15 protein-coding genes are annotated in these 19,864 nt (G+C 65.5%); 7 read left to right on the top strand and 8 right to left on the bottom strand.

Translation table 11 applies throughout. The features are described 5' to 3' along the window. Window positions 1–44 precede the first annotated feature (44 nt). Both pks13 and ACW2Q0_RS19350 read left to right on the top strand, forming a co-directional pair. The gene (pks13, locus tag ACW2Q0_RS19355) at window positions 45–5,462 is read left to right on the top strand and encodes a polyketide synthase Pks13 (RefSeq protein ID WP_457192057.1); all 5,418 of its coding nucleotides are present in this window, start codon (window positions 45–47) and stop codon (window positions 5,460–5,462) included. Between the two features lie 23 nt (window positions 5,463–5,485). Further along, the gene (locus ACW2Q0_RS19350; RefSeq protein WP_457192055.1) at window positions 5,486–7,030 is read left to right on the top strand and encodes an acyl-CoA carboxylase subunit beta; all 1,545 of its coding nucleotides are present in this window, start codon (window positions 5,486–5,488) and stop codon (window positions 7,028–7,030) included. 58 nt (window positions 7,031–7,088) lie between these two features. Here ACW2Q0_RS19350 and ACW2Q0_RS19345 read toward each other — a convergent pair whose 3' ends face one another. After that, window positions 7,089–7,586 carry a peptidylprolyl isomerase gene (locus ACW2Q0_RS19345; RefSeq protein WP_457192053.1) on the bottom strand — a complete coding sequence of 166 codons (498 nt, stop codon included), beginning with the start codon at window positions 7,584–7,586 and terminating at the stop codon, window positions 7,089–7,091. 245 nt (window positions 7,587–7,831) lie between these two features. Between ACW2Q0_RS19345 and ACW2Q0_RS19340 the strand changes: the two genes are divergently transcribed. Continuing rightward, window positions 7,832–11,200 carry an arabinosyltransferase domain-containing protein gene (locus ACW2Q0_RS19340; protein ID WP_457192051.1) on the top strand — a complete coding sequence of 1,123 codons (3,369 nt, stop codon included), beginning with the start codon at window positions 7,832–7,834 and terminating at the stop codon, window positions 11,198–11,200. A gap of 145 nt (window positions 11,201–11,345) precedes the next feature. On the opposite strand, the gene ACW2Q0_RS19335 is transcribed toward ACW2Q0_RS19340, so the two are convergent. Continuing rightward, window positions 11,346–11,507: a hypothetical protein gene (locus tag ACW2Q0_RS19335; protein ID WP_169811244.1), complete on the bottom strand. Its 162-nt coding sequence runs from the start codon at window positions 11,505–11,507 to the stop codon at window positions 11,346–11,348. Window positions 11,508–11,660: 153 nt separating this feature from the next. On the opposite strand from ACW2Q0_RS19335, the gene ACW2Q0_RS19330 reads away from it, so the two are divergent. After that, a complete protein-coding gene (locus ACW2Q0_RS19330; RefSeq protein ID WP_457192048.1) occupies window positions 11,661–12,248 on the top strand; it encodes a Uma2 family endonuclease in 588 nt (195 codons plus the stop codon). Window positions 12,249–12,348: 100 nt separating this feature from the next. Here the strand turns inward: ACW2Q0_RS19330 and ACW2Q0_RS19325 are convergent, their stop codons facing one another. From ACW2Q0_RS19325 to ACW2Q0_RS19305, 5 genes are all read right to left on the bottom strand, one after another. Beyond that, window positions 12,349–12,735: a hypothetical protein gene (locus ACW2Q0_RS19325; protein ID WP_457192046.1), complete on the bottom strand. Its 387-nt coding sequence runs from the start codon at window positions 12,733–12,735 to the stop codon at window positions 12,349–12,351. Between the two features lie 211 nt (window positions 12,736–12,946). After that, window positions 12,947–13,243, bottom strand: a complete 297-nt coding sequence (locus ACW2Q0_RS19320) for a YciI family protein (RefSeq protein ID WP_457192044.1) — start codon at window positions 13,241–13,243, stop codon at window positions 12,947–12,949. 88 nt (window positions 13,244–13,331) lie between these two features. Continuing rightward, entirely contained in the window at window positions 13,332–13,592 is a 261-nt protein-coding gene (locus ACW2Q0_RS19315) for a hypothetical protein (RefSeq protein ID WP_457192042.1), read from the bottom strand. Between the two features lie 59 nt (window positions 13,593–13,651). Then, window positions 13,652–14,134: a hypothetical protein gene (locus ACW2Q0_RS19310; protein ID WP_457192040.1), complete on the bottom strand. Its 483-nt coding sequence runs from the start codon at window positions 14,132–14,134 to the stop codon at window positions 13,652–13,654. Then, on the bottom strand, window positions 14,127–14,468 hold the full coding sequence (locus ACW2Q0_RS19305; RefSeq protein WP_457192039.1) for a hypothetical protein: 342 nt from the start codon (window positions 14,466–14,468) through the stop codon (window positions 14,127–14,129). The genes ACW2Q0_RS19310 and ACW2Q0_RS19305 overlap by 8 nt, the downstream gene beginning before the upstream one ends. Window positions 14,469–14,685: 217 nt before the next feature. On the opposite strand from ACW2Q0_RS19305, the gene ACW2Q0_RS19300 reads away from it, so the two are divergent. Genes ACW2Q0_RS19300 through ACW2Q0_RS19290 form a run of 3 tightly spaced genes read left to right on the top strand, consistent with a single transcriptional unit; the run spans window position 14,686 to window position 16,368 of the window. Then, window positions 14,686–15,024: a hypothetical protein gene (locus tag ACW2Q0_RS19300; RefSeq protein ID WP_457192037.1), complete on the top strand. Its 339-nt coding sequence runs from the start codon at window positions 14,686–14,688 to the stop codon at window positions 15,022–15,024. Then, a complete protein-coding gene (locus ACW2Q0_RS19295) occupies window positions 14,996–15,526 on the top strand; it encodes a DUF6879 family protein (protein ID WP_457192035.1) in 531 nt (176 codons plus the stop codon). The genes ACW2Q0_RS19300 and ACW2Q0_RS19295 overlap by 29 nt, the downstream gene beginning before the upstream one ends. Beyond that, entirely contained in the window at window positions 15,523–16,368 is an 846-nt protein-coding gene (locus tag ACW2Q0_RS19290) for a helix-turn-helix domain-containing protein (protein WP_457192032.1), read from the top strand. Before ACW2Q0_RS19295 ends, ACW2Q0_RS19290 begins: the two co-directional genes overlap by 4 nt. Window positions 16,369–16,534: 166 nt before the next feature. Here the strand turns inward: ACW2Q0_RS19290 and ACW2Q0_RS19285 are convergent, their stop codons facing one another. Continuing rightward, complete coding sequence (locus ACW2Q0_RS19285; RefSeq protein ID WP_457192030.1) at window positions 16,535–19,819, bottom strand: arabinosyltransferase domain-containing protein; 3,285 nt, start codon at window positions 19,817–19,819, stop codon at window positions 16,535–16,537. Window positions 19,820–19,864: the final 45 nt, after the last annotated feature.

The raw sequence follows: 19,864 nt of genomic DNA, 5'->3' as shown, positions 1-19,864 counted from the left end.
GGCGTCGATCCGCCCGGTACGCAGACAGGTAGCTTGAGGAACTGATGGCTGACAACGAGGGCACGACCGACCAGACGACCGCGATCGTGCGTGATGCGGACGCGATCGACACCACCGACACCGGGCAGGTTTCGCAGTCCGCCGCGACGACCGATGTGTCCGTCGCGGAGTTGCGGGAATGGCTGCGACGCTGGGTCTCCGACGCGACCGGTCAACCGATCGAGCAGATCACGACGGACCGGCCGATGGAGGAGTTCGGGCTGGCCTCGCGCGATGCCATCGCACTCGGCGGGGATATCGAAGAGCTGACCGGTGTGGTGCTGACAGCGACGATCGTCTATCAGCATCCGACCATCGCGTCGCTGGCCGAGGTCGTCATCAACGGTGAGCCGGAGTTGCCGCCGGAATCCGCCGACGATTCGTTCTACACGGCCGGTTACCAGCCGGGCGAGGCGCACGATATCGCGATCGTCGGCCTGTCCACCCGGCTGCCGGGCGCGGGGGATACCCCGGAGTCGACCTGGGAGTTCCTGATCAACCGCGGTGACGCGATCCGGGAGCGGCCCGAGGGCCGGTGGGACGAGTTCACCGACGACCCGGCCGTGGCCGCGAAGATCGCCGAGGGCAACACCCTGGGCGGCTACCTCGACCAAGACGTAGTCAAGGGCTTCGACGCGGAGTTCTTCGCGATGTCCCCGATCGAGGTCGAGCGGGTCGATCCGCAGCAGCGCTTGATGATGGAGCTGGCCTGGGAAGCCTTGGAGCACGCCAGAATTCCCGCAAGCGAGCTCAAGGGCAGACCGGTCGGCGTCTTCGTCGGCGCTTCTACCAACGACTTCCAATTGGTATCCGCGCTCGGATTGGGTCAGTCGGATCCGACTGCGCCTGCCTCGGCCGATGCGTATGCGCTGACCGGTGGATCCTCCGCCATCATCGCTAACCGGATCTCCTACTTCTACGACTTCCGTGGCCCCTCGGTCGCTGTCGACACGGCATGCTCGTCCGCGCTGGTCGCAGTGCACCAGGCGGTGCGCGCGCTGCGTAACGGTGACGCCGACTTGGCCCTCGCCGGCGGCGTGAACATGTTGCTCGCGCCCGCGATCACTCTCGGCTTCGATTCGATCGGTGCGTTGGCGAAGAACGGCCGCATCAAGGCATTCTCTTCCGATGCCGACGGCATCGCCCGGTCCGAGGGCGCCGGTCTGGTGGTGCTCAAGCGGCTGGCCGATGCCGAACGTGATGGTGATCGCATTCTCGCGGTGATCAAGGGCTCGGCGGTCAATTCCGATGGCCGCTCCAACGGCATCGTGGCACCGAACCCGGATGCGCAGGCCGATGTGCTGCGCCGGGCCTACCGTGACGCAGGCATCGCGCCGTCCACGGTCGACTACATCGAGGCGCACGGCACCGGCACGCTGCTCGGTGACCCGATCGAGGCCGACGCGCTCGGCCGAGTGGTCGGCCGCGGTCGCGACGACGATAAGCCCGCGCTGCTCGGCTCGGCGAAGACGAACTTCGGACACCTGGAGTCCGGTGCGGGCGCTGCCAGCCTGGCCAAGGTGGTCATGGCGCTGCAGAACAACGTACTGCCGCCGAACGTCAACTTTGTCGGGCCGAACCCGTACATCCCATTCGAGCAGGCCCACCTGAAGGTCGTCGACGAGCCGATGGAGTTCCCGCGCTATAGCGGCACCGCGACCATCGGTGTTTCCGGCTTCGGTTTCGGTGGCACCAATGCCCACGTGGTCATCCAGGAATACCAGCCGACCCCGGCTGCGACCGACCGGAGCGAGACTGTCGGCTCGGAAGAGACCGCGGAACTTATCGCCGAGGCAGCTGAGGCGGCAGACCAGAGCGAAACGATCGACGCGGATATCGAGACCACGGATGTGGTCGCGGAGGCCGATGAGATAGTCGCGGACAGTGCCGAGCCGGTGGCGGTAGAGGTAGCGGCCGTTGCTGAATGGTCCACCGAGCGGGCCGAACCGCTGCCGGTGATCCTTGCGGTATCGGCTTACCTGCCTTCGCGCCGCCGCCGCGCCGCCACAGAGTTGGCCGACTGGCTGGAGACCGAGGAAGGCTCTAACACTCCGCTCGAGGATGTTGCGCGCTCGCTGGCCAAGCGCAGCCATTGGCGTTCGCGCGGGGTGGTCATCGCCAAGAATCATGAAGAGGCCGTTGCCGGTCTGCGCGCGATCGCCGCGGGCAAGCCCGGCGCCGGTGTGTTCACTGCGGACGCGCCCGCCGCGCAGGGCCCGGTCTGGGTGCTGTCCGGATTCGGTGCGCAGCACCGCAAGATGGGTAAGCAGCTCTACCTGGAGAATTCGATCTTCCGCGCGGCCGTCGACGAGGTCGATGAGCTGGTGCAGGACGAGGCCGGATATTCGGTGCGCGAGATGATCCTGGACGACGCCCAGGATTACAACGTCGGCACTTCGCAGGTCGGCATCTTCACCATTCAGGTCGGTCTGGCCGCATTGTTGCGCGCGCACGGCGCGCAACCCGATGCGGTGGTCGGTCATTCGATGGGGGAGGTGGCGGGGGCCTACATCTGCGGCGGGCTGGTACTCGAGGATGCGGTGCGGGTGATCTGCGCCCGCTCGCGCCTTATGGGCGAGGGCGAGGCCATGATCAGCGATGACGATGTGCGGAATATGGCGCTGGTCGAATTGAGCGCCGCCGATATCGAGGCGATGCTGGTCGACTATCCGGATGTCGAATGCGCGGTATACGCGGCGCCGACGAATACAGTGATCGGTGGTCCGCAGGATCAGGTCGCGGCGATCGTGGCCAAGGTCGAGGCGGCGGGCAAATTCGCGCGCGTGCTGCAGACCCGCGGCGCCGGGCACACCTCGCAGATGGACCCACTGCTCGGCGAGCTGGCCGCGGAGCTGGCCGGTATCGAGCCGACCACGTTGACGGCGGGCCTGTACTCGACCGTTAACAAGGAACAGTTCTACCGGCCCGGCAGCGATCCGGTGCACGACGAGGGCTACTGGGTCAAGAACATGCGCCACTCGGTGTACTTCACCAATGCGGTGCAGCTCGCGGTGGATACCGGCCACACCACCTTCCTGGAGTTGGCGCCGAATTCCGTTGCGCTGATGCAGGTTCTGGGCACCACCTTCGCGGCGGGTGTGCACGACGCACAGCTCATCCCGACCCTCAAGCGCAAGGAAGACGAGTCGGCGGGGGTGATCTCCGCACTCGCCCAACTCTACGTGCACGGACATCGCGTCGATCTGCCGTCGCTGCTGCCCGCTGGCGATTACGCCGATATTCCGCGGACCGCGTTCCTGCGCAAGCAGTACTGGCCGAAGGCGAAGATGACCATCGGCAGCGGCAATGCCCGCGTGCCGGGCGCGCACGTCGCGCTGCCGGACGGTCGGCACGTGTGGGAGGTGCAGGCCTCGGCCGTCACCGATCTCACGGTACTGGTGAAAGCCGCTGCGGCACAGGTGCTCAGCGAGGTGTCGCTGGGTGCGTCGGTCCCGCACGCGGTGCTGCCGACTACCGGCACGCTGACCACGACGCTGATTCCGCATCTGGGCGGCGCTTCGGTGCAGGTGCATGCGCGCGCGGGGGCCAGCTTCCCATTGTTGTTCGAGGCAGTTGTCGTCTCGGGTGCGCCGTTGCCCGAACCTGTTGTCGCCGTTGCGGTTACGGGGACCGAGATCGCGACGACCGGGGATGCTGATCTGGAGGTCGTCGAAACCTTCGGTGAGCGTTGGGATCCGGAAGGTACGCAGACCCTGGAGGAGCGGCTGGCGCTGATCGTCGCCGAGTCGATGGGGTACGCGGTCGAGGATCTGCCGATGGAGATCCCACTGATGGAACTCGGCCTCGATTCGCTGATGGCCATGCGCATCAAGAACCGGGTCGAATACGAATTCGATATTCCGCAGCTGCAGATCCAGGCTGTGCGCGATGCCAACCTGACCGAGGTCGGCAAGGTGCTGCGCTACGCCATCGAGCACCGCGACGAGGTGCAGGCCATCGCCGATAAGCAGGCGGCCGGTGCGGAGATCGCGGTCGACGGCGGATTCATCGCGGCGGCGCGCGCCGCGGTCGCGGCCGGACAGGATCCGGCGGCCGCGGTGGCCGAAGCCGCTGCCGCCGAAGGGGTTTCGCTGGATGCCGAGAACACCTCGGTGGAGGCGGAGGCCGAGCAGATTGTCGTCGAGGCGGAGACGGCCGCCGGTATCAGCGGTGCGGCAGTTGGTACCGCCACCCCGGTCGCGGCCACGCCCGAGCAGGCTGCGGCGGCCGAGGCCGACGAAGCCGTGATCGAGCGCGCTCTGGATGCCGAGGACACCACCGCCGTGGGCGGAGCCGATGCCGTGGCCGCCGCGGCGATCTTCGGTGGTCAGCCCGCGGGTGCCGACGAGGAAGATGTGCCGCCGCGCGATGCCGCCGAGCGGTTGACCTTCGCCACCTGGGCGATCGTGACGGGTAAGTCGGCGGGCGGCATTTTCAATACCCTGCCGATCCTCGAAGAAGAGGTCGCCGAGAAGTTGGCGGCCCGACTCACCGAGCGGATCAAGGCGGAGGTCACCGTCGATGACGTGCTCGACTGCGAGACCATAGAGCAGCTCGCCGATATCGTGCGTGGTCTGCAGGACAGCGGTGCCGATGTGGACGGCTTCGTGCGTCCGCTGCGGGCGCGCCCGGACGGCTCGAATGCCGTGCCGGTCTTCGTATTCCACCCGTCGGGCGGCAACACGTTGGTCTACGAACCGCTGCTGAAGCGGCTTCCGACCGATACCCCGATGTACGGCTTCGAGCGCGTCGAGGGCGATATCGTCGAGCGGGCGCGTCAGTATCTGCCCGAGCTTCGCAAAATCCAGGGCAATGGTCCCTACGTGCTGTACGGCTGGTCGCTGGGCGCGGTATTCGCGCTGCAGGTTGCCCAGTTGCTGCGGGCCGAGGGTGCCGATGTGCGCATCGTCGGCCTGATCGACCTGGCCATCCCGACCGAGGGGGAGGACAACAGCCCCGAGGAGCGGTTGCGTCGCATCGAGCGCTACCAGGTATTCGCGAAGAAGACTTACGGCGTGGAAGGCGAGTTGGATCGCGAACAGCTGCAGACACTGGCTGCGGCCTCCGATGAGGAACAGTTCAAGATGATCAGCGATCTGATCAAGATCAGCGGAACCAAGATTCCGGGTGGTGTGCTCGAGCATCAGCGCACCTCATGGATCGAAGGGCGGCATCTGTCGAAGACCACGCCAACGCACTACGACGGCAATGTGGTGCTGTACCTCGCGGATCGCTATCACGACGGCATGATCGAACTGGAGCCCCGCTACGCAAATCGTCGACCCAATGGTGGTTGGGATGAATACATTCCGAACCTCGAGGTTATCCATATCCCGGGTGACCACCTCCAGATCGTTGACGAGCCGCGGATCGGAAAGATCGGAGCCGACCTCACCGCGAAACTTGCTGTAATTACCCCTTAGGGGTGCCTGATGAGAGGGGCCAAGTGAGCACTACTGCCGAGAAACTCGCCGACCTGCGCAAGAGACTGGAATTGGCGCAGGAACCGGCGGGTGAAGCGGGGGTGGCGAAGCGGGCCAAGAAGGGTATTCCGAGCGCCCGTGACCGGATCAACATGCTGCTCGATCCGGGTACCTTCGTGGAAATCGGTGCGCTGGTGCGCAAGCCGGGCGATCCTTCGGCGCTCTACGGTGACGGTGTGGTCACCGGGCACGGCCTCGTCGAGGGACGACCGGTGGCGGTGTTCTCGCACGACCAGACCGTCTACGGCGGCTCGGTCGGGGAGATGTTCGGCCGCAAGGTGGCCGCCGTTATGGAGTTCGCGGCCAAGGTCGGCTGCCCGGTGGTCGGCATCAACGACTCCGGCGGCGCCCGGGTACAGGAGGCGGTGACCTCGCTGGCCTGGTACGCCGAGCTGGGAACACGGGTCGAGCCGCTGTCCGGCATGGTGCCCCAGGTTTCGATGATTCTCGGCAAATGCGCGGGCGGGGCGGTGTACGCCCCGATCAATACCGACGTGGTCGTCGCCACCGACGAGGCCTACATGTTCGTCACCGGGCCGGCCGTGATCCGCGAGGTCACCGGTGAGGATGTCAGCCTCGAGGAACTCGGCGGCGCCAATAGCCAAGCGCAGTACGGCAATATCCATCACGTCGCCGCGGACGAGCAGGCCGCGTTCGAATGGGTGCGCGCGTATTTGGGCTTCCTGCCGACCAGCTGCCAGGAACGGCCGCCGATCGTGAATCCGGGGCTGGAGCCGGAGATCACGGCATCGGATCTGGAACTGAATTCGATTGTCCCGGACTCGGATAACGCCGCATACGACATGCACGACATCCTGTTGCGCATATTCGACGACGGTGATTTCCACGAGATCGGAGCCTCGGCGGGACGCAATGTCATCACCGGATTCGCGCGGGTGGACGGCCGCAGCGTCGGGGTGGTCGCGAATCAGCCGATGGTGTACGCCGGTGCGCTCGACGCCAGGGCCTCGGATAAGGCCGCGCACTTCGTGCGGATGTGCGACGCGTTCGAGATTCCGCTCGTATTCGTTGTCGACACACCGGGATTCCTGCCCGGCGTGGAACAGGAGAAGATCGGCGTCATCAAGCGCGGCGGCCGCTTCCTGTTCTCCTACGTCGAGGCCACCGTGCCGAAGGTGACCGTGGTTATCCGCAAGTCCTATGGCGGTGGCTACGCCGTGATGGGTTCGAAACAGCTCGGTGCGGATGTGAATCTGGCCTGGCCGACCGCGCGGATCGCGGTCATGGGCGCGGAAAGCGCGGTCAGTCTGATCGGCCGCAAGCAGATCGAGGCGGCGCCGGAGGAGCAGCGTGCCGCGGTGCGTCAGCAGATGATCGACTTCTACAACGCGACGATGGCGACGCCGTGGGTCGCCGCCGAGCGCGGCTATATCGACGCCGTCATCGAACCGTCGGCCACCCGCCTGGAACTGCGTCGCGCGCTGCACCTGTTGCGCGATAAGGCCCTGACTCGCAACCCACGTAAACACCACCTGCTGCCGCTGTGACGAGATCGGGCCGCATCCGCAAGGGTGCGGCCCGATTCCGCTGGCGTGGCAGCGGAAGTCAGGCGAGAGTCGCCGACTCGATGATGACGTCGTCCTGCGGCACGTCCTGGTGCATGCCCGCCGAGCCGGTGGACACCGCGGCGATCTTGTCGACCACCTCGGAGCCCTCGACGACCTTGCCGAAGACCGCGTAGCCCCAGCCCTGCGGGGTCGGTGCGGAATGGTTCAGGAAGCCGTTGTCGGAAACATTGATGAAGAACTGTGCGGTGGCCGAATGCGGATCATTGGTGCGGGCCATCGCGACGGTGTACTTGTCGTTCTTCAGGCCGTTGTTCGCTTCGTTCTGAATCGGGGCCTGCGTGCCCTTCTGCTGCATCTCGGGGGTGAAGCCACCGCCCTGGATCATGAAACCCGGAATGACGCGGTGGAAGATGGTGCCGTTGTAGTGGCCGGCGTTCACGTAATTCACGAAGTTCGCGACAGTGCTGGGGGCCTTCGCGTCGTCGAGCTCCAGCACGATCTGTCCGTAGTTGGTTTCGAGATTCACCTTTGTCATACCCCACACCTTTCCATCGTGCGGGTTACCGGTCAGCACTTCGGGGTCATCTTTCGGACTTATTCCAGTAGCCACGCCGCGCCGTACGTCGTCCGACCAAAGCCGGCCCGGACCGAGAGTTCCCGCGTTTTGCAGGTGATTCGGGCACGACAACTGGCAGACGGCTCGGAAGTTGCTGGGAACCGTACCCGACTTCGGTGCAGCCAGCGCCCGTTGCGACACGCGGGCGGATACCATTGCCAACCGTGCCCGACGCCGCTACCGCTGTCTTGACAAAACCGCCCGCCGCGCCCGAGGTCGCACCGAGCGATTTCCGAACCGCGCGCCTCGTCGCGCTGGTCACCGGCGTGCTCGGCGCGCTGTTCGCGCTGGCAGCTCCGTTCTTACCGGTCAGCCAGACCACCGCGGCGCTGAATTGGCCGCAGGACGGCGCGCTCAACAGTGTGCAGGCGCCGCTGATGTCGCAGGTGCCGATCGATCTCACCGCGCGCATTCCGTGTTCGGCGCTCGATCAGTTGCCGAGCTACGGCGGAATGCTGCTGGCCACCGCGCCGCCGCAGGGCGACCGGGCATCGCTCGAGGCACTGTTCGTGCGGGTCTCGGACACCTCGGTGGATGTGGTCGACCGCAATGCGGTGGTCGCCTCGGCGGAGCGCGCCCGGCTCGGCTCGTGCACATCGATCACCATCAGCTCCGATATCAATCGGACCAGCGCGTCATTCGACGGTGTGACCACGATGATCGAGCGGCCGGTCGCGGGCGCGGCGCCCGGGACGACGCAGAAGGTCGAGGCACCGGTCGAGGGGCAGCTCAATGGTGATCTGCGGCCGCAGGTGGTCGGCGTCTTCACCGATATGAAGGGCGCGGTGCCGACCGGGCTTTCGTTCCACATGACGGTGGACACCCGGTTTTCCTCCAGCCCGACCCCGGTCAAGTTGATCGCGATGATCGCGGCGGTGCTGTGCACGCTGATCGCACTCGGCGCACTGGCTCGGCTCGACGGCGGTGACGGGCGTGGGCACCGCCGGTTCCTGCCCGCGCACTGGCTGAAGCCGACCTGGGCGGACGGCGCGATCGTGGGCACGCTGCTGCTGTGGCATTTCGTCGGCGCCAATACCTCCGACGACGGCTACATCCTGAGCATGGTGCGGGTGGCGCCGCACGCGGGCTATATGGCCAACTACTTTCGCTGGTACGGCGTGCCGGAGGCGCCGTTCGGCTGGTACTACTACGTGATCCAGGCCTTCTCGGAGATTTCCACCGCGAGCCCGTGGGTCCGGTTGCCCGCGCTGTGCTGCGCGATTCTGTGCTGGATGGTGATCAGCCGCGAGGTGGTGCCCCGGCTCGGGCGCGGGGTGCGCAACAACAAGGTGGCGTTGTGGACCGGTGGACTGGTCTTCCTGGCGTTCTGGCTGCCGTTCGACAACGGTCTGCGCTCGGAGCCGATCGTCGCGCTCGGCGCGCTGCTGACCTGGGTGTCGATCGAGCGTGCCATTGCGACGGGGCGGCTGCTGCCGGCCGCGGTGGCGATTCTGGTGGCCGCGTTCACCCTGGCGGCGGCACCGACGGGTCTGATGTGTGTGGCAGCCCTGCTCGCAGGTATCCGGCCGCTGGTGCGGATCGTGGTGCGGCGGCACCGGCGGTTCGCGGCGCAGGGTGTGGGCAAGTGGGGTTCGACGCTGCCGCTGCTCGCGCCGATCGCGGCGGCGGGTCTGCTGGTGCTGATCGTGGTCTACAGCGACCAGACCTTTGCCGGTATCCAGGAGGCCAACCGGGTGCGGCAGGTGACCGGACCGAATCTGGCCTGGTACGAGGACTACCTGCGCTACTACTACCTGTTCGTGGAGACCGTCGATGGATCGCTGTCGCGCCGCTTCGCTTTCCTGATCATGCTGCTGTGCCTGTTCACCACCATGCTGGTGCTGTTGCGGCGCAGGCGGGTTCCCGGCATCGCCAGCGGTCCGACCTGGCGGTTGATGGGCGTGGTCTTCGGAACCATCTTCTTCATGATGTTCAACCCGACCAAGTGGACCCACCACTTCGGCGCGTACGCGGGCATCGCCGGATCACTGGCCGCGGTAACCGCGGTAGCGGTTTCGGCAAGTGCGTTGCGGGCCCGGAAGAACCGGGCGATCTTCCTCGCCGGACTGCTGTTCGTGCTCGCGGTCGCCTTCTCGGGCATCAACGGCTACTGGTACGTGTCCAGCTTCGGCGTGCCGTGGTTCGACAAGCGGATCTCGCTGCACGGGCACCAGTCGAACACGCTGATGCTGGTGCTGTTCGGGCTGGCGCTGGCGCTGGTCGCCTGGTCCGCGCTGCGCGAGGATTACGCCGCGCCGCAGCCGTCGGCGAAGTCGGTGCGGGGCAAGCGGATTCGCAAGTTCGCCGCGATACCGCTGACCGTAGTGGCCGCGATGATGGTGCTGCTCGAGGTGTTCTCGCTGGTCAAGGGGGCGGTGTCGCAATATCCGGCCTATTCGATCGCGCGCTCTAATTTCGATGCGGTGCAGGGCAATTCGTGCGGTCTCGCCAATGACGTACTGGTGGAACCGGATGTCGACAAGGGCAACGGCATGCTCACGCCGATCATCGATCCGGCGAATCCGCCGAAGAACGGTGATCCGCTGGCCGGCGCCGATCCGGTCGGCTTCGATCCGAACGGTGTGCCCGAGAAGCTCAGCGCCGACACCATCGAGGTGAAGCCGGGTACCGGCAATACCTCCACCCAGTCGGTCGGTCCGGTTGGTGCGGACGGTCAGAATGCCGGCACCGATGGTGGTTACGGCGCGACCGGTGTCAACGGCAGCCGGGCCACGCTGCCCTTCGGCCTCGATCCGGCCACCACGCCGGTGATGGGTAGCTACCAGCAGGGCGTGCAGCAGCCCGCGCATCTGGTCTCCAGCTGGTATCAGCTGGCGCCGCGCTCGGATGATCGTCCGCTGGTGGTCATTTCGGCTGCGGGCCGCATCCTGTCCGTCGACGACACCGGCGACACCAAGTACGGCCAGTCGCTGACCGTCGACTACGGCAAGCACCTGCCCGACGGCAGTGTGCAGATGCTGGGCACCTATCTGCCGCGCGATATCGGTCCGTTCCCGTCGTGGCGCAATCTGCGCATCCCGCTCGATGAGATCGCGCCCGATGCCGACGCGGTGCGTATTGTCGCCAATGACCCGATTCTGATCGGTGATCAGTGGCTGGCGTTCACCCCGCCGCGGATGCCGAAGTTGGCCACGCTCAACAGCTTCATCGGCTCCGAGCAGCCGGTGCTGCTGGACTGGGCGGTCGGGCTGCAGTTCCCGTGCCAGCGGCCGCTGGACCACAAAAACGGGGTGGCCGAGGTGCCCGGTTACCGGATCCTGCCGGACCGGCCGCTGGCCATCAGCTCGACGAATACCTGGCAGGCCGAGGAATTCGGCGGTCCGCTCGGCTTCAGTCAGATGCTGGCGAAGTCGAGCACCATTCCGACGTACCTGAAGCACGACTGGGCGCGGGACTGGGGTTCGTTGGAGCGCTACGACCAGTACTACCCGAACGCGGTTGCGGCCAAGTTGGATACGGGTACGGCCAGCCGTTGGGGATTCTGGTCGCCTGGACAGCTGCGGGTGTTCTAACTGCTACCGACACCGGCCCGTCGAATCGGAACTGCACCGATGCGGCGGGCCGGTGCTTACGTGTTCTCGACAGGAAAAGGCCGCCGCATCGGCGATTCGCGCCATTGCGACGGCCAGGTGGTCGGTTGGTTGACGAACGACGGACTCAGACTTTTGCCATGCGTAGGCCGAGTTCGCGACGCAGTAGCTCCTGCGGGGTTTGGCGGGATAACACGCGCAGCACCGCCGGTCGAAGCTCCCGTAGTTCATCTTCGGTGAGCAGTCCGACGAGGTCACGCAGATCCATATCATCGAAGGCCGCGGTCATGAATAAAAGGTTACGGCCAGATTCGCCGGTGGGAAGCATTCGCCACCAACATTTACTACATGGTCACGCTGGTTCACCGCGCCGTTTCTATGGCCAACGACCTGACCGCGCCGACTCCCGGCTCACCCCCGGTGTGGCCGGTAGGCTCACGGCATGACTGGCGGCGCTCCCGGCGACTGGTACCGGTGGATCCCGGAGCAGATCACCGCTCGGGACTATGAGCTGCTGCCCGAGGAATTCTGCCGAACCATCGAGGTGATCGACGGGCATATCGTGAAATGCGAGAGTCCGTCCCGCTTGCACAATCGGATCGCTCGGCGGCTGGCGGCGCGGATGGAAGCCGGACGCAAGCCCGAGCCGTGTTTGATGGTCGAGACCGACGTGGACGTCCGAATCAGCGATGTGCCGCTGAGTCTGCGCCGACCGGACGTCACTGTGTACCGCTGCCTCGATGACGATGCGAAGCTCTACGCCGGTGACGCTCTACTCGTGGTCGAGATCGTTTCTCCGGGTAGTTCGCACCACACCGATACGGTGGAGAAAAAAGCTGCCTATGCCGCTGCGGGTATTCCGATGTACCTCATCGTGTTTCCCACCGAATCGGGTGACGGCATCGAGCAGATCGAGGAATACCGACTCTCCGAAGGTCGCTACCATCTGGTCGGCCTGCACACCCGTCGACTGACGCTGGATACCCCGATCTCCATCGATGTCGCATTCGGTGAGTTGACAGCAGGCTAGTCAATGGGCGGTTCGAGCAGCCCACGCGCGGGCGCCGAGGGTGGTCGGCGCACGCGCTGAAGTGGGCTAGCGCGCGCGGATCTAGTTCCTCGAATTGTGTTCAGGCCGAAAGAAGTTGACTCACACGCTGGTGCGACGTGCCGATCAGTGCCGCTATATCGCGCACGGGCAGCCGCTTCGCCGCCAGCTCCTTGGCCAGCGCCGCCGACTTCGCTGTGATCTGCTTTTGAATGTCATCGGCCTTGGCGCGCAGTGCGCGCAGTTCCTCGGATCGTGCCAGTGCCTCGGCGGTCAGTCCGACATCATCGAGGACCACGCGGACCTCGATGTTCGATGGTGCGACGTCCATGGTCACGGCGATGTAGTCCCTGGCTTCGCGCTCTACTTCGGATAGCCGCCGCGCTTGGGTCAGCGCGTCCTCGCCGAGTTCGGGAATGGCCAGTGCCCCCCACCGACCCTCGCGGGATACACGAACTGTGTAGGCCATCAGGCACCTCCTTGACAGTCGCACGACATGATCGCCTTGCGGATCACTCGGACCACGCCGGGACGTATCGTGCGATGTCCGTCTGGAACCGTGACCGTGTGTCGACCGTCGCGGCATTGAGCGCCCACGCCGAAACCCACCCATCGAGCCACATGCACCAACGCGCGCGGTTCACCGTTTCCGAACATAGATGGCCGAAAGCCCCTGCCGGTCAGGCAGTCTCCCGAGCGAGGTAGGCCAGCGCGGGAGCGGTCTTCGTCGGAACGAACTCGACCACCTCGTACGTTGCCACGCCAGCCACGCCGAACGGATCCTGTTTCAGGACCGCGTCGAGCTGCGCACGGGAGCCAGCATCGGCCAAGATCACACCGCCCGTACGCGGCACCCGACGCCCCGACGCGACGAAAACGCCCGCGGCATAGTTGGCGTCCAGCCACGCAGCGTGCTCAGCGATCAACGAGTCGATGGTGCCCAGGTCGGCGGTGTAGGTGAGTATCACGACAAACATCGGCTCATCCTCCCTCACCGCCAACCCTGGACATCGACACCACCGCAGAAACGAGGACTTACTCGGATTAGAGGCGATCACAATCGCCTCACCGTTCGACACGGGTGCTTGGTCGTAGCAGCCCCGCGTCGATCAAGGTCCAGACGGCCTCATGTTTTGCGCCGCAGGAGTCGGCGTCGCAGTTGATGCGTGCACGGAATACGCGGCGCGCTTCATCGACGCTGTACGGACAGTCCGGTGCACGGTGACACTGGTCGCGAGCGATGCGCGCGAGTATTTCCGTGCTGGGGCGCTGACCGTCGATGTGCACCGGGCGGTCGATGAGGTACGGCAGCACGTAGAACAGCACGACACCCAACATCAAAACCACGGCGACTGTGGTGCAAACGATTCCGGTGGTCGACACAGCTAGTCGACCACCGTGTTGTCGATCGAGATCGACTCGACGGTGATCACGGCGTGCTGTTCGAATTCGTGGTGGTCACCGAGTGTGAATACGAACGCCTGTCCGACATTACCGTGGTCGTCGACTGGCGCCCATGATCCGTCGTCACGCTGTAACCAGCCCAATGGGCAATCGGTTCTGGCGTTGGTATCGCGCAGCGCGACAACGATTGCACGGCTTGCGTGCTCGATATCGGCCGTGCAGTAGCGGCAAATGCCGGTGTCTGGCTCGGCAACGTCATGGGCACAGCGGGGGCAGAGCTTGGTTTTTGGCTCACTGAACGCCACGACGCACCTCTCGGGTGAGGACGACTCTCCAGCCAACAGCAGATTTGCCCATTCGCGGACTGCTTCCGCGAACAGTTCGACCACATCGCCCGGTGCGCCGCTGTAGGTATCGGGCAGGCCGATGGATGGATCGCGTTGCGGCAGTGGGGAATTAGGCATCATTACCGCCGCCGTGACGCTGCGAATCACTCGGGCGATCGCGGAAGGCCGCGACCAGTCCGGAGGCGACGCTGGCAGCGCCGTTGCGCGGCAGGAATTCTCGGTATAGCCGTGCATTGATCAATGACCGCCCGCGGTCTGTGATCCGCCACCCGACCGGGACTGTGCGGGAACCATGGGCGAGGCCGGAATCGGCGAGCCCGTGCAGCGCTGCTCGCGTACCAGCCTCGGCGCGACCAGCGTAGGCACACAGTTCGCGCACGGTCAGCGCGTGCGCGGGTTCCAGAATCGCCAGTGCGGCTAACATTTTGGCCTGTGGCTCAGTCAGCGCCATCTCTCACCCTCCGTCGTCAATGGTGAGGCGGCTCGGGACCAGGACGACTGACACCGGCCCCGAGCGCCCACCTCGGACGGTACGAATCCGGGCACCATCCGGGCCATGAGTTTGCAAAAACTTGGAAGAATTAGCGGTTTTACAACCGATTTCTTGCACAGGATGGATGATTGGAAGGTGCGGAAACACCGCGCGTTTCACAACTAAGGGGGCCGACATGAGGCTGACATTCCTTGGCAAGGGCGGGTCCGGAGATCGTGACTGCCCGACCCTGTACGCCACCGACCAGGACAGTTTTCTTGTCCAGGGATGGCGGACCGACAAGGCTGGCACCATCGAAATCCCTCACCTGCTACCAGGATTCGCCGATCCGGATACGTTCATCGGTGCGACGATGACCGATACCGGCCGCGGCACCTTCTGCCTGTCGGGCCGCCCCGTTACCGACGACGAAACACTCGGTCAGCTCACACTGGCCGTCGACGAGACCGCGATCGAGGTGCCGAAGCTAGAGAGGACGTTCTACGGTGCTGCTAGTCCACGGACCCGCCGCTGATGACCTGTTCCGCGAGTGTCGGCACGAGGCATTTCACCTCGAGGTACGCGACTCCTACGCGGTGGCCTCGGAATCGGAAAGCCTGAGACGGTTCCTCGCGGGCGAGCCCGACCCGACCGACTACGGCCAACGGCCGTGGGCGCAATTTATGCGGGAGACGGTCGGGCGCGGCGTCACAGTGCGTAGGGTGCGTGTCGTGACCGTCCCGCACTCCGACTATCAACGGTGGTTGCTGTCGATCACGATCAGCAACGTCGCCGCTGGCGAAGACATCCGGTATATCCCGCGGCACCATGCCGGGGAGGTTCCACCGGATGACTGGTGGCTGTTCGACGACGAGCTCGTCGCGTTCAATCTCGTCGACCAGGACGGGCGGCCCGCGGGGATGGCGGTTACTTCGGACCTGGAGATCGTCGACCGGTGTCGGGGTGTACGAGACCGGTTATGGGCGCTGGCAACGCCGTACGCCGACTACCTCGACTCCGTCGACACACTCGGGTGACGAACGCCGCCCAAGATGCTCGGGAGGCCCTCGGCCAACGCTTGCGCGAGATCCGGCGTAGGGCAGGGCTTTCCGGGCGCCAGCTCGCCACACTGGCAGGCTGGCACGAATCGAAGATATCCAAACTCGAATACGGCAAGCTGCGCGCCTCTGACGCCGACGTTCGCGCCTACTGCGCCCATACTGGTGCCGAGGATGAACTCGCGGACCTGCTCGCCACCCTGCACAACATCGACGCCGCCTATATGGAAATGCGGCGCCTGCTCAGCACAGGTACCGGCCGCGGCCAAGATGAACTGGTCAAGCTGGCCGAGAGGACCCGGCTGACACGCATCTATCAGAACGTCCTGGTCCCGGGAATTTTGCAGACTCCCGATTACGCGCGAGCGATCCTCGAGCGGTCTATCGTGCGGTACCGACTTCCGGACGATGTCGACGCAGGCATCGCCAAACGCATGGAGCGGCAGCAATTCCTCTACCACGGCGAACGCAGGTTTCACGTCCTGTTGGCCGAGCAGGCGTTACTGACCACCGTCGGCAACGATTCGGTGATGATCGGCCAGCTCGATCGTCTGCTCGTCGCCGTCGGTCTCCCTCGTGTCACACTCGGCATCGTCCCGGCCATCGCCGAGATTCCTCAGCAGACGACCAATTTCGTGATGTTCGACGACCGCATGACCACCGTGGAAACCGTCACGGCCGAGCTGACCATCACCCAGCCACGCGAGATCGCGACCTATGGGCGAACGTTCGACATGCTCGCCGAATTATCCGTCACCGGTGACTTTGCCCGCGCGTTGATCCTGGCGGCGGTCGATCGCAGACGAACGGCGTCTCAGTAGCGCGGCACCGCGAGCACCGCGTCGACGTCGTCCAAGCCCGGTGCAGGATCGACGCGCCGTCAGCAGCGCACATCAACGACTCCGCGCGTGCAGTATTGCCGTATAACGTGCGTGGACCTCAGCACGCGATGACACGTATGAAGCCGATTTCGAGTCAGCCCACGCGCTAGCGCGCGCGGATTGGGTCGGCTTTCTTCCAGCCGTCGACCGTTGCGACGGTGGTCGCGATGGTTGCGGGCACGGCGGTGGGGTCGTAGGGGGTGAATTGTTCGAGGGAGCCCCAGTCTCGGGTCCAGTTGTGATCGAGGTAGGTGGGGATGGTTTGGGATTTCAGGAGTAGGCCGGTCCAGCCGAGGGGGCCGCCGCCGATATCGTCCTGCCAGGCGTTGGAGGCGTCGGAGCCGACTCGGTCGGGCAGGATGCGCCAGTTGGGGACCTCGGCGACGCCGTCGCGATGGTCGAACGGGCGCTGGCAGGGGAAGGCCAGGCCGACGTGCCAGTCCAGCAGGACCGGAGCGGTTTCGCCGACAACGGAATTCAGCGTGGCCAGATGCGGCAGCCGGGGCGGGGTGACGGCCAACCACTGCTTCTGGGTGATGTCGTTGTCGACCGCGACCAACCGGACCGCATTCACCCCGGCGGGCAACTTGTCCAGTGGCACACGGAGATTGCGCCAGGACGGTGCGGGCCCGATATCGAGCGGATCCACCGAACCCAGTGTCTGCACCTGGCCATCGGCGCCGCGCACGCCGTACTCCAGATGCAGCTCCTGCCCGTAGGTGAGCACACCGTCGGCATCGACCGAGCGGATCCGGCCCGCCGCGGTAATGGCGAGCACCTGGTAGGCCGGGTCGTTGCGCATGCTGTCGGTCAGGTCGAGCCGGTACCACTGCGAGGTGAGCTTGGCCTGCTGCTGGTCGGCCCCCTCCTGGTAGCTACCCATGATGGGGGTCCGCGCCGGATCCAGCCCGAATGGCAATGCCACTGTGCTGCCGTTGATTCCGGCCTGCTGACTGGTACCGCCGCCGGTGCCCGCACCGGTGGTGTTGGTGGTCTTGTTCTTCGAATCCTTGTTCACCGAATTCGCACCGCCGGTGACGGTCTCCTCGGCATCGGCGGTGAGGTCGGCGGCTACCCCACTGGGCGTGAATCCCTTCGATTCGGCGGACAATCCATCGGCGGGGGAGCCGGTGTAGGGCAGCAGCAGCGAACTCGCGGTATTCGTCTCCACCAGCACTTCGTTGGCCAGCGCGCAGGTATTGCCGCTCAGCGATTCGAGATTCGATTTGGCGATCGAATACGCCGGGTACTGTGCGACCGCGGCCTTGGCCAGCGAAGCCACCTCGAACAGCACGAGCAGCGCCGCCGCGATCGTCAACGGCGCGGAGGCGTAACGCTCGAAACGTCCTGGCGCATCGGTCTTCTCGCGATACGGTTCGCGATAGTGCAGCCACACCGCGACGATCAGTGCCACCGCACTGAGGCCGAGGAACAGCGTGGACAGGCCCTTGCCCGCGAGCAGCGGCGCCTTATCCCACCACGGCACACCGTAACTGGATACGTACCACCAGCCATTGGATCCGGTGAAGGTGATCGCCAGCAGGAACAGCACCGCGGCCGCGAACAGCGCCCGATTGCGTGGTGAGCGAATCCCATTGGTGCCCACCGCAACCGCGGCCAGCGCCGCCAACGACCCGGCCAGTCCGGCGTATACGCCGAAGTGGTGGGTCCACTTGGTGGGTGTGAACATCATGAGCAGCAGCGAGGCGAAGACGATGCCGAGAATCCGCACCGACGGCCCGCGCGAGGTCCCCGGAATCCGGCCCTTGCGCAGCACCTGCAGCACACAGACCAGCAGGCACAGCAGCATGACCAGCACACCGAACCGCCGCGCCAGCGACCCGTCCGGTGAGAGCATCAGCAGCGAATCCCACCGTGTCCGCTCGTCGAACCAGGCCACATTCGGCCCGACGAGGGTGCGCACCCGGGTCGCTTCCAGCACCGTCGCCAGCGTCTGATCGGCGAAAACGATCACCAGCACGAGCGTTCCGGCAGCGAGTCCGGGTGCCAGCAATGCGGCGTACCGGAACAATGCCGCCGAGCGCGAGGTGCTGCGGTCGGTACCATCCGCCAGCGTGCCCGCGGCATCACGCGCGCGCCGAATGATGATCTGCAGCACCGGCCGCGAACCCGCGATCAACGCGGCCACACAGATCAGCCCTGTCGGACCGGCCGCCAGCGAGAACGCGGCGATCAACACACCGACCGCGGCGGGCAGCAGCCGTCCCGTGGCGATGGCGCGCTCGATCGAGCACCAGGTCAGCAGCGCACCCGCGGCGATCAGCGGTTCCGGTCGCAAACCGTTGTCGTAGGGCAGCCAGAAGGCGAGGAAGACCAGACCGGCGGTCCACAGTGCCACCTTGTGTCTGCGCACCCGTGCGCCCAAGCGCGGCAGCACCTCTCGGCTGATCACCATCCAGCACACGATTGCGGCGGCCAGCGTCGGCAGCCGCATCCACGGGCTGGCATCGGAGACCTTGGTCATCCAGGCCAGCACCTCGTAGGACCAGCCGAACGGCGCCTCGGGCACCGCGAACCAACGGTAATAGTTGGCCATGTATCCGGAATGCTCCGAGACGCGGGCCATATTCAGGATGTAGCCGTCGTCGGAGGTATTGGCGCCGATGAAATGCCAGAGCACCAGGATGCCGAGTATCGCCGCATCGGCCGGGGTGAACCGCCACCAGTGCGCGGGCAGGAACCGCCGCGCCCGCCGCCCGTCGGCATTGTCGAGCAGGTGCAAGGCGACCAGCGCGATGATTGTGCAGATCGCCGCGGCGACCATCGCACCGAGCTTCAGCGCGGACGGGGTCGAGGAGAAGCGGGAATCGATATCGGCGTGCAGCTTCGCGCCATCGAGCGTCGCGGCGTCGAGATCGGTGAAGACGCCGACCACCTGCGGGCGGATATCGCGCGTGATGGTGTTGCGGAACGGCGTACCGTCCTGGCGCTTGGCACCGACGAATTCGACCGAGGTCGCGGCCGCCGTCGTGCTGATGGTGACGGCCTCGCAGCCGGCGATCTCCGCGACCGGCGCGGACAGCAGCGGCACATCGCGCTGCAGGACCGTCAGCGTGCCATCGGTGACCGAGACGATCAAACCCTTCGCACTGGCCTGACCCGAGGCGTGCGGAATGGTCGACAGCACCGTGCCCGATCCCACCGCGGTCACCACCGAACACGGCAGCGTCGCATTCAACCGCAGCGGCACATACGAAACCAGCGGCACCTCGACACTAGTACTGCCCGCTTGGGGCCAGTCGAGCGCGGCCTGATCCTGTTTCACCGCAAGCATGGGCGTCAACAGGGCCAGCACGAATCCGAGCAACCCGGAGACGAGGGCGATCAGGCGGTTACGGGTGAACGCTGCAGAAGTTCGGTCCGGTCGCACGAGGGACCATGCTAGCCACACGCATTTATGACGCTCGCCACCGAG

The organism is Nocardia citri (genome assembly GCF_054065835.1).
This window is presented reverse-complemented; position numbering and strand designations above follow the sequence as displayed.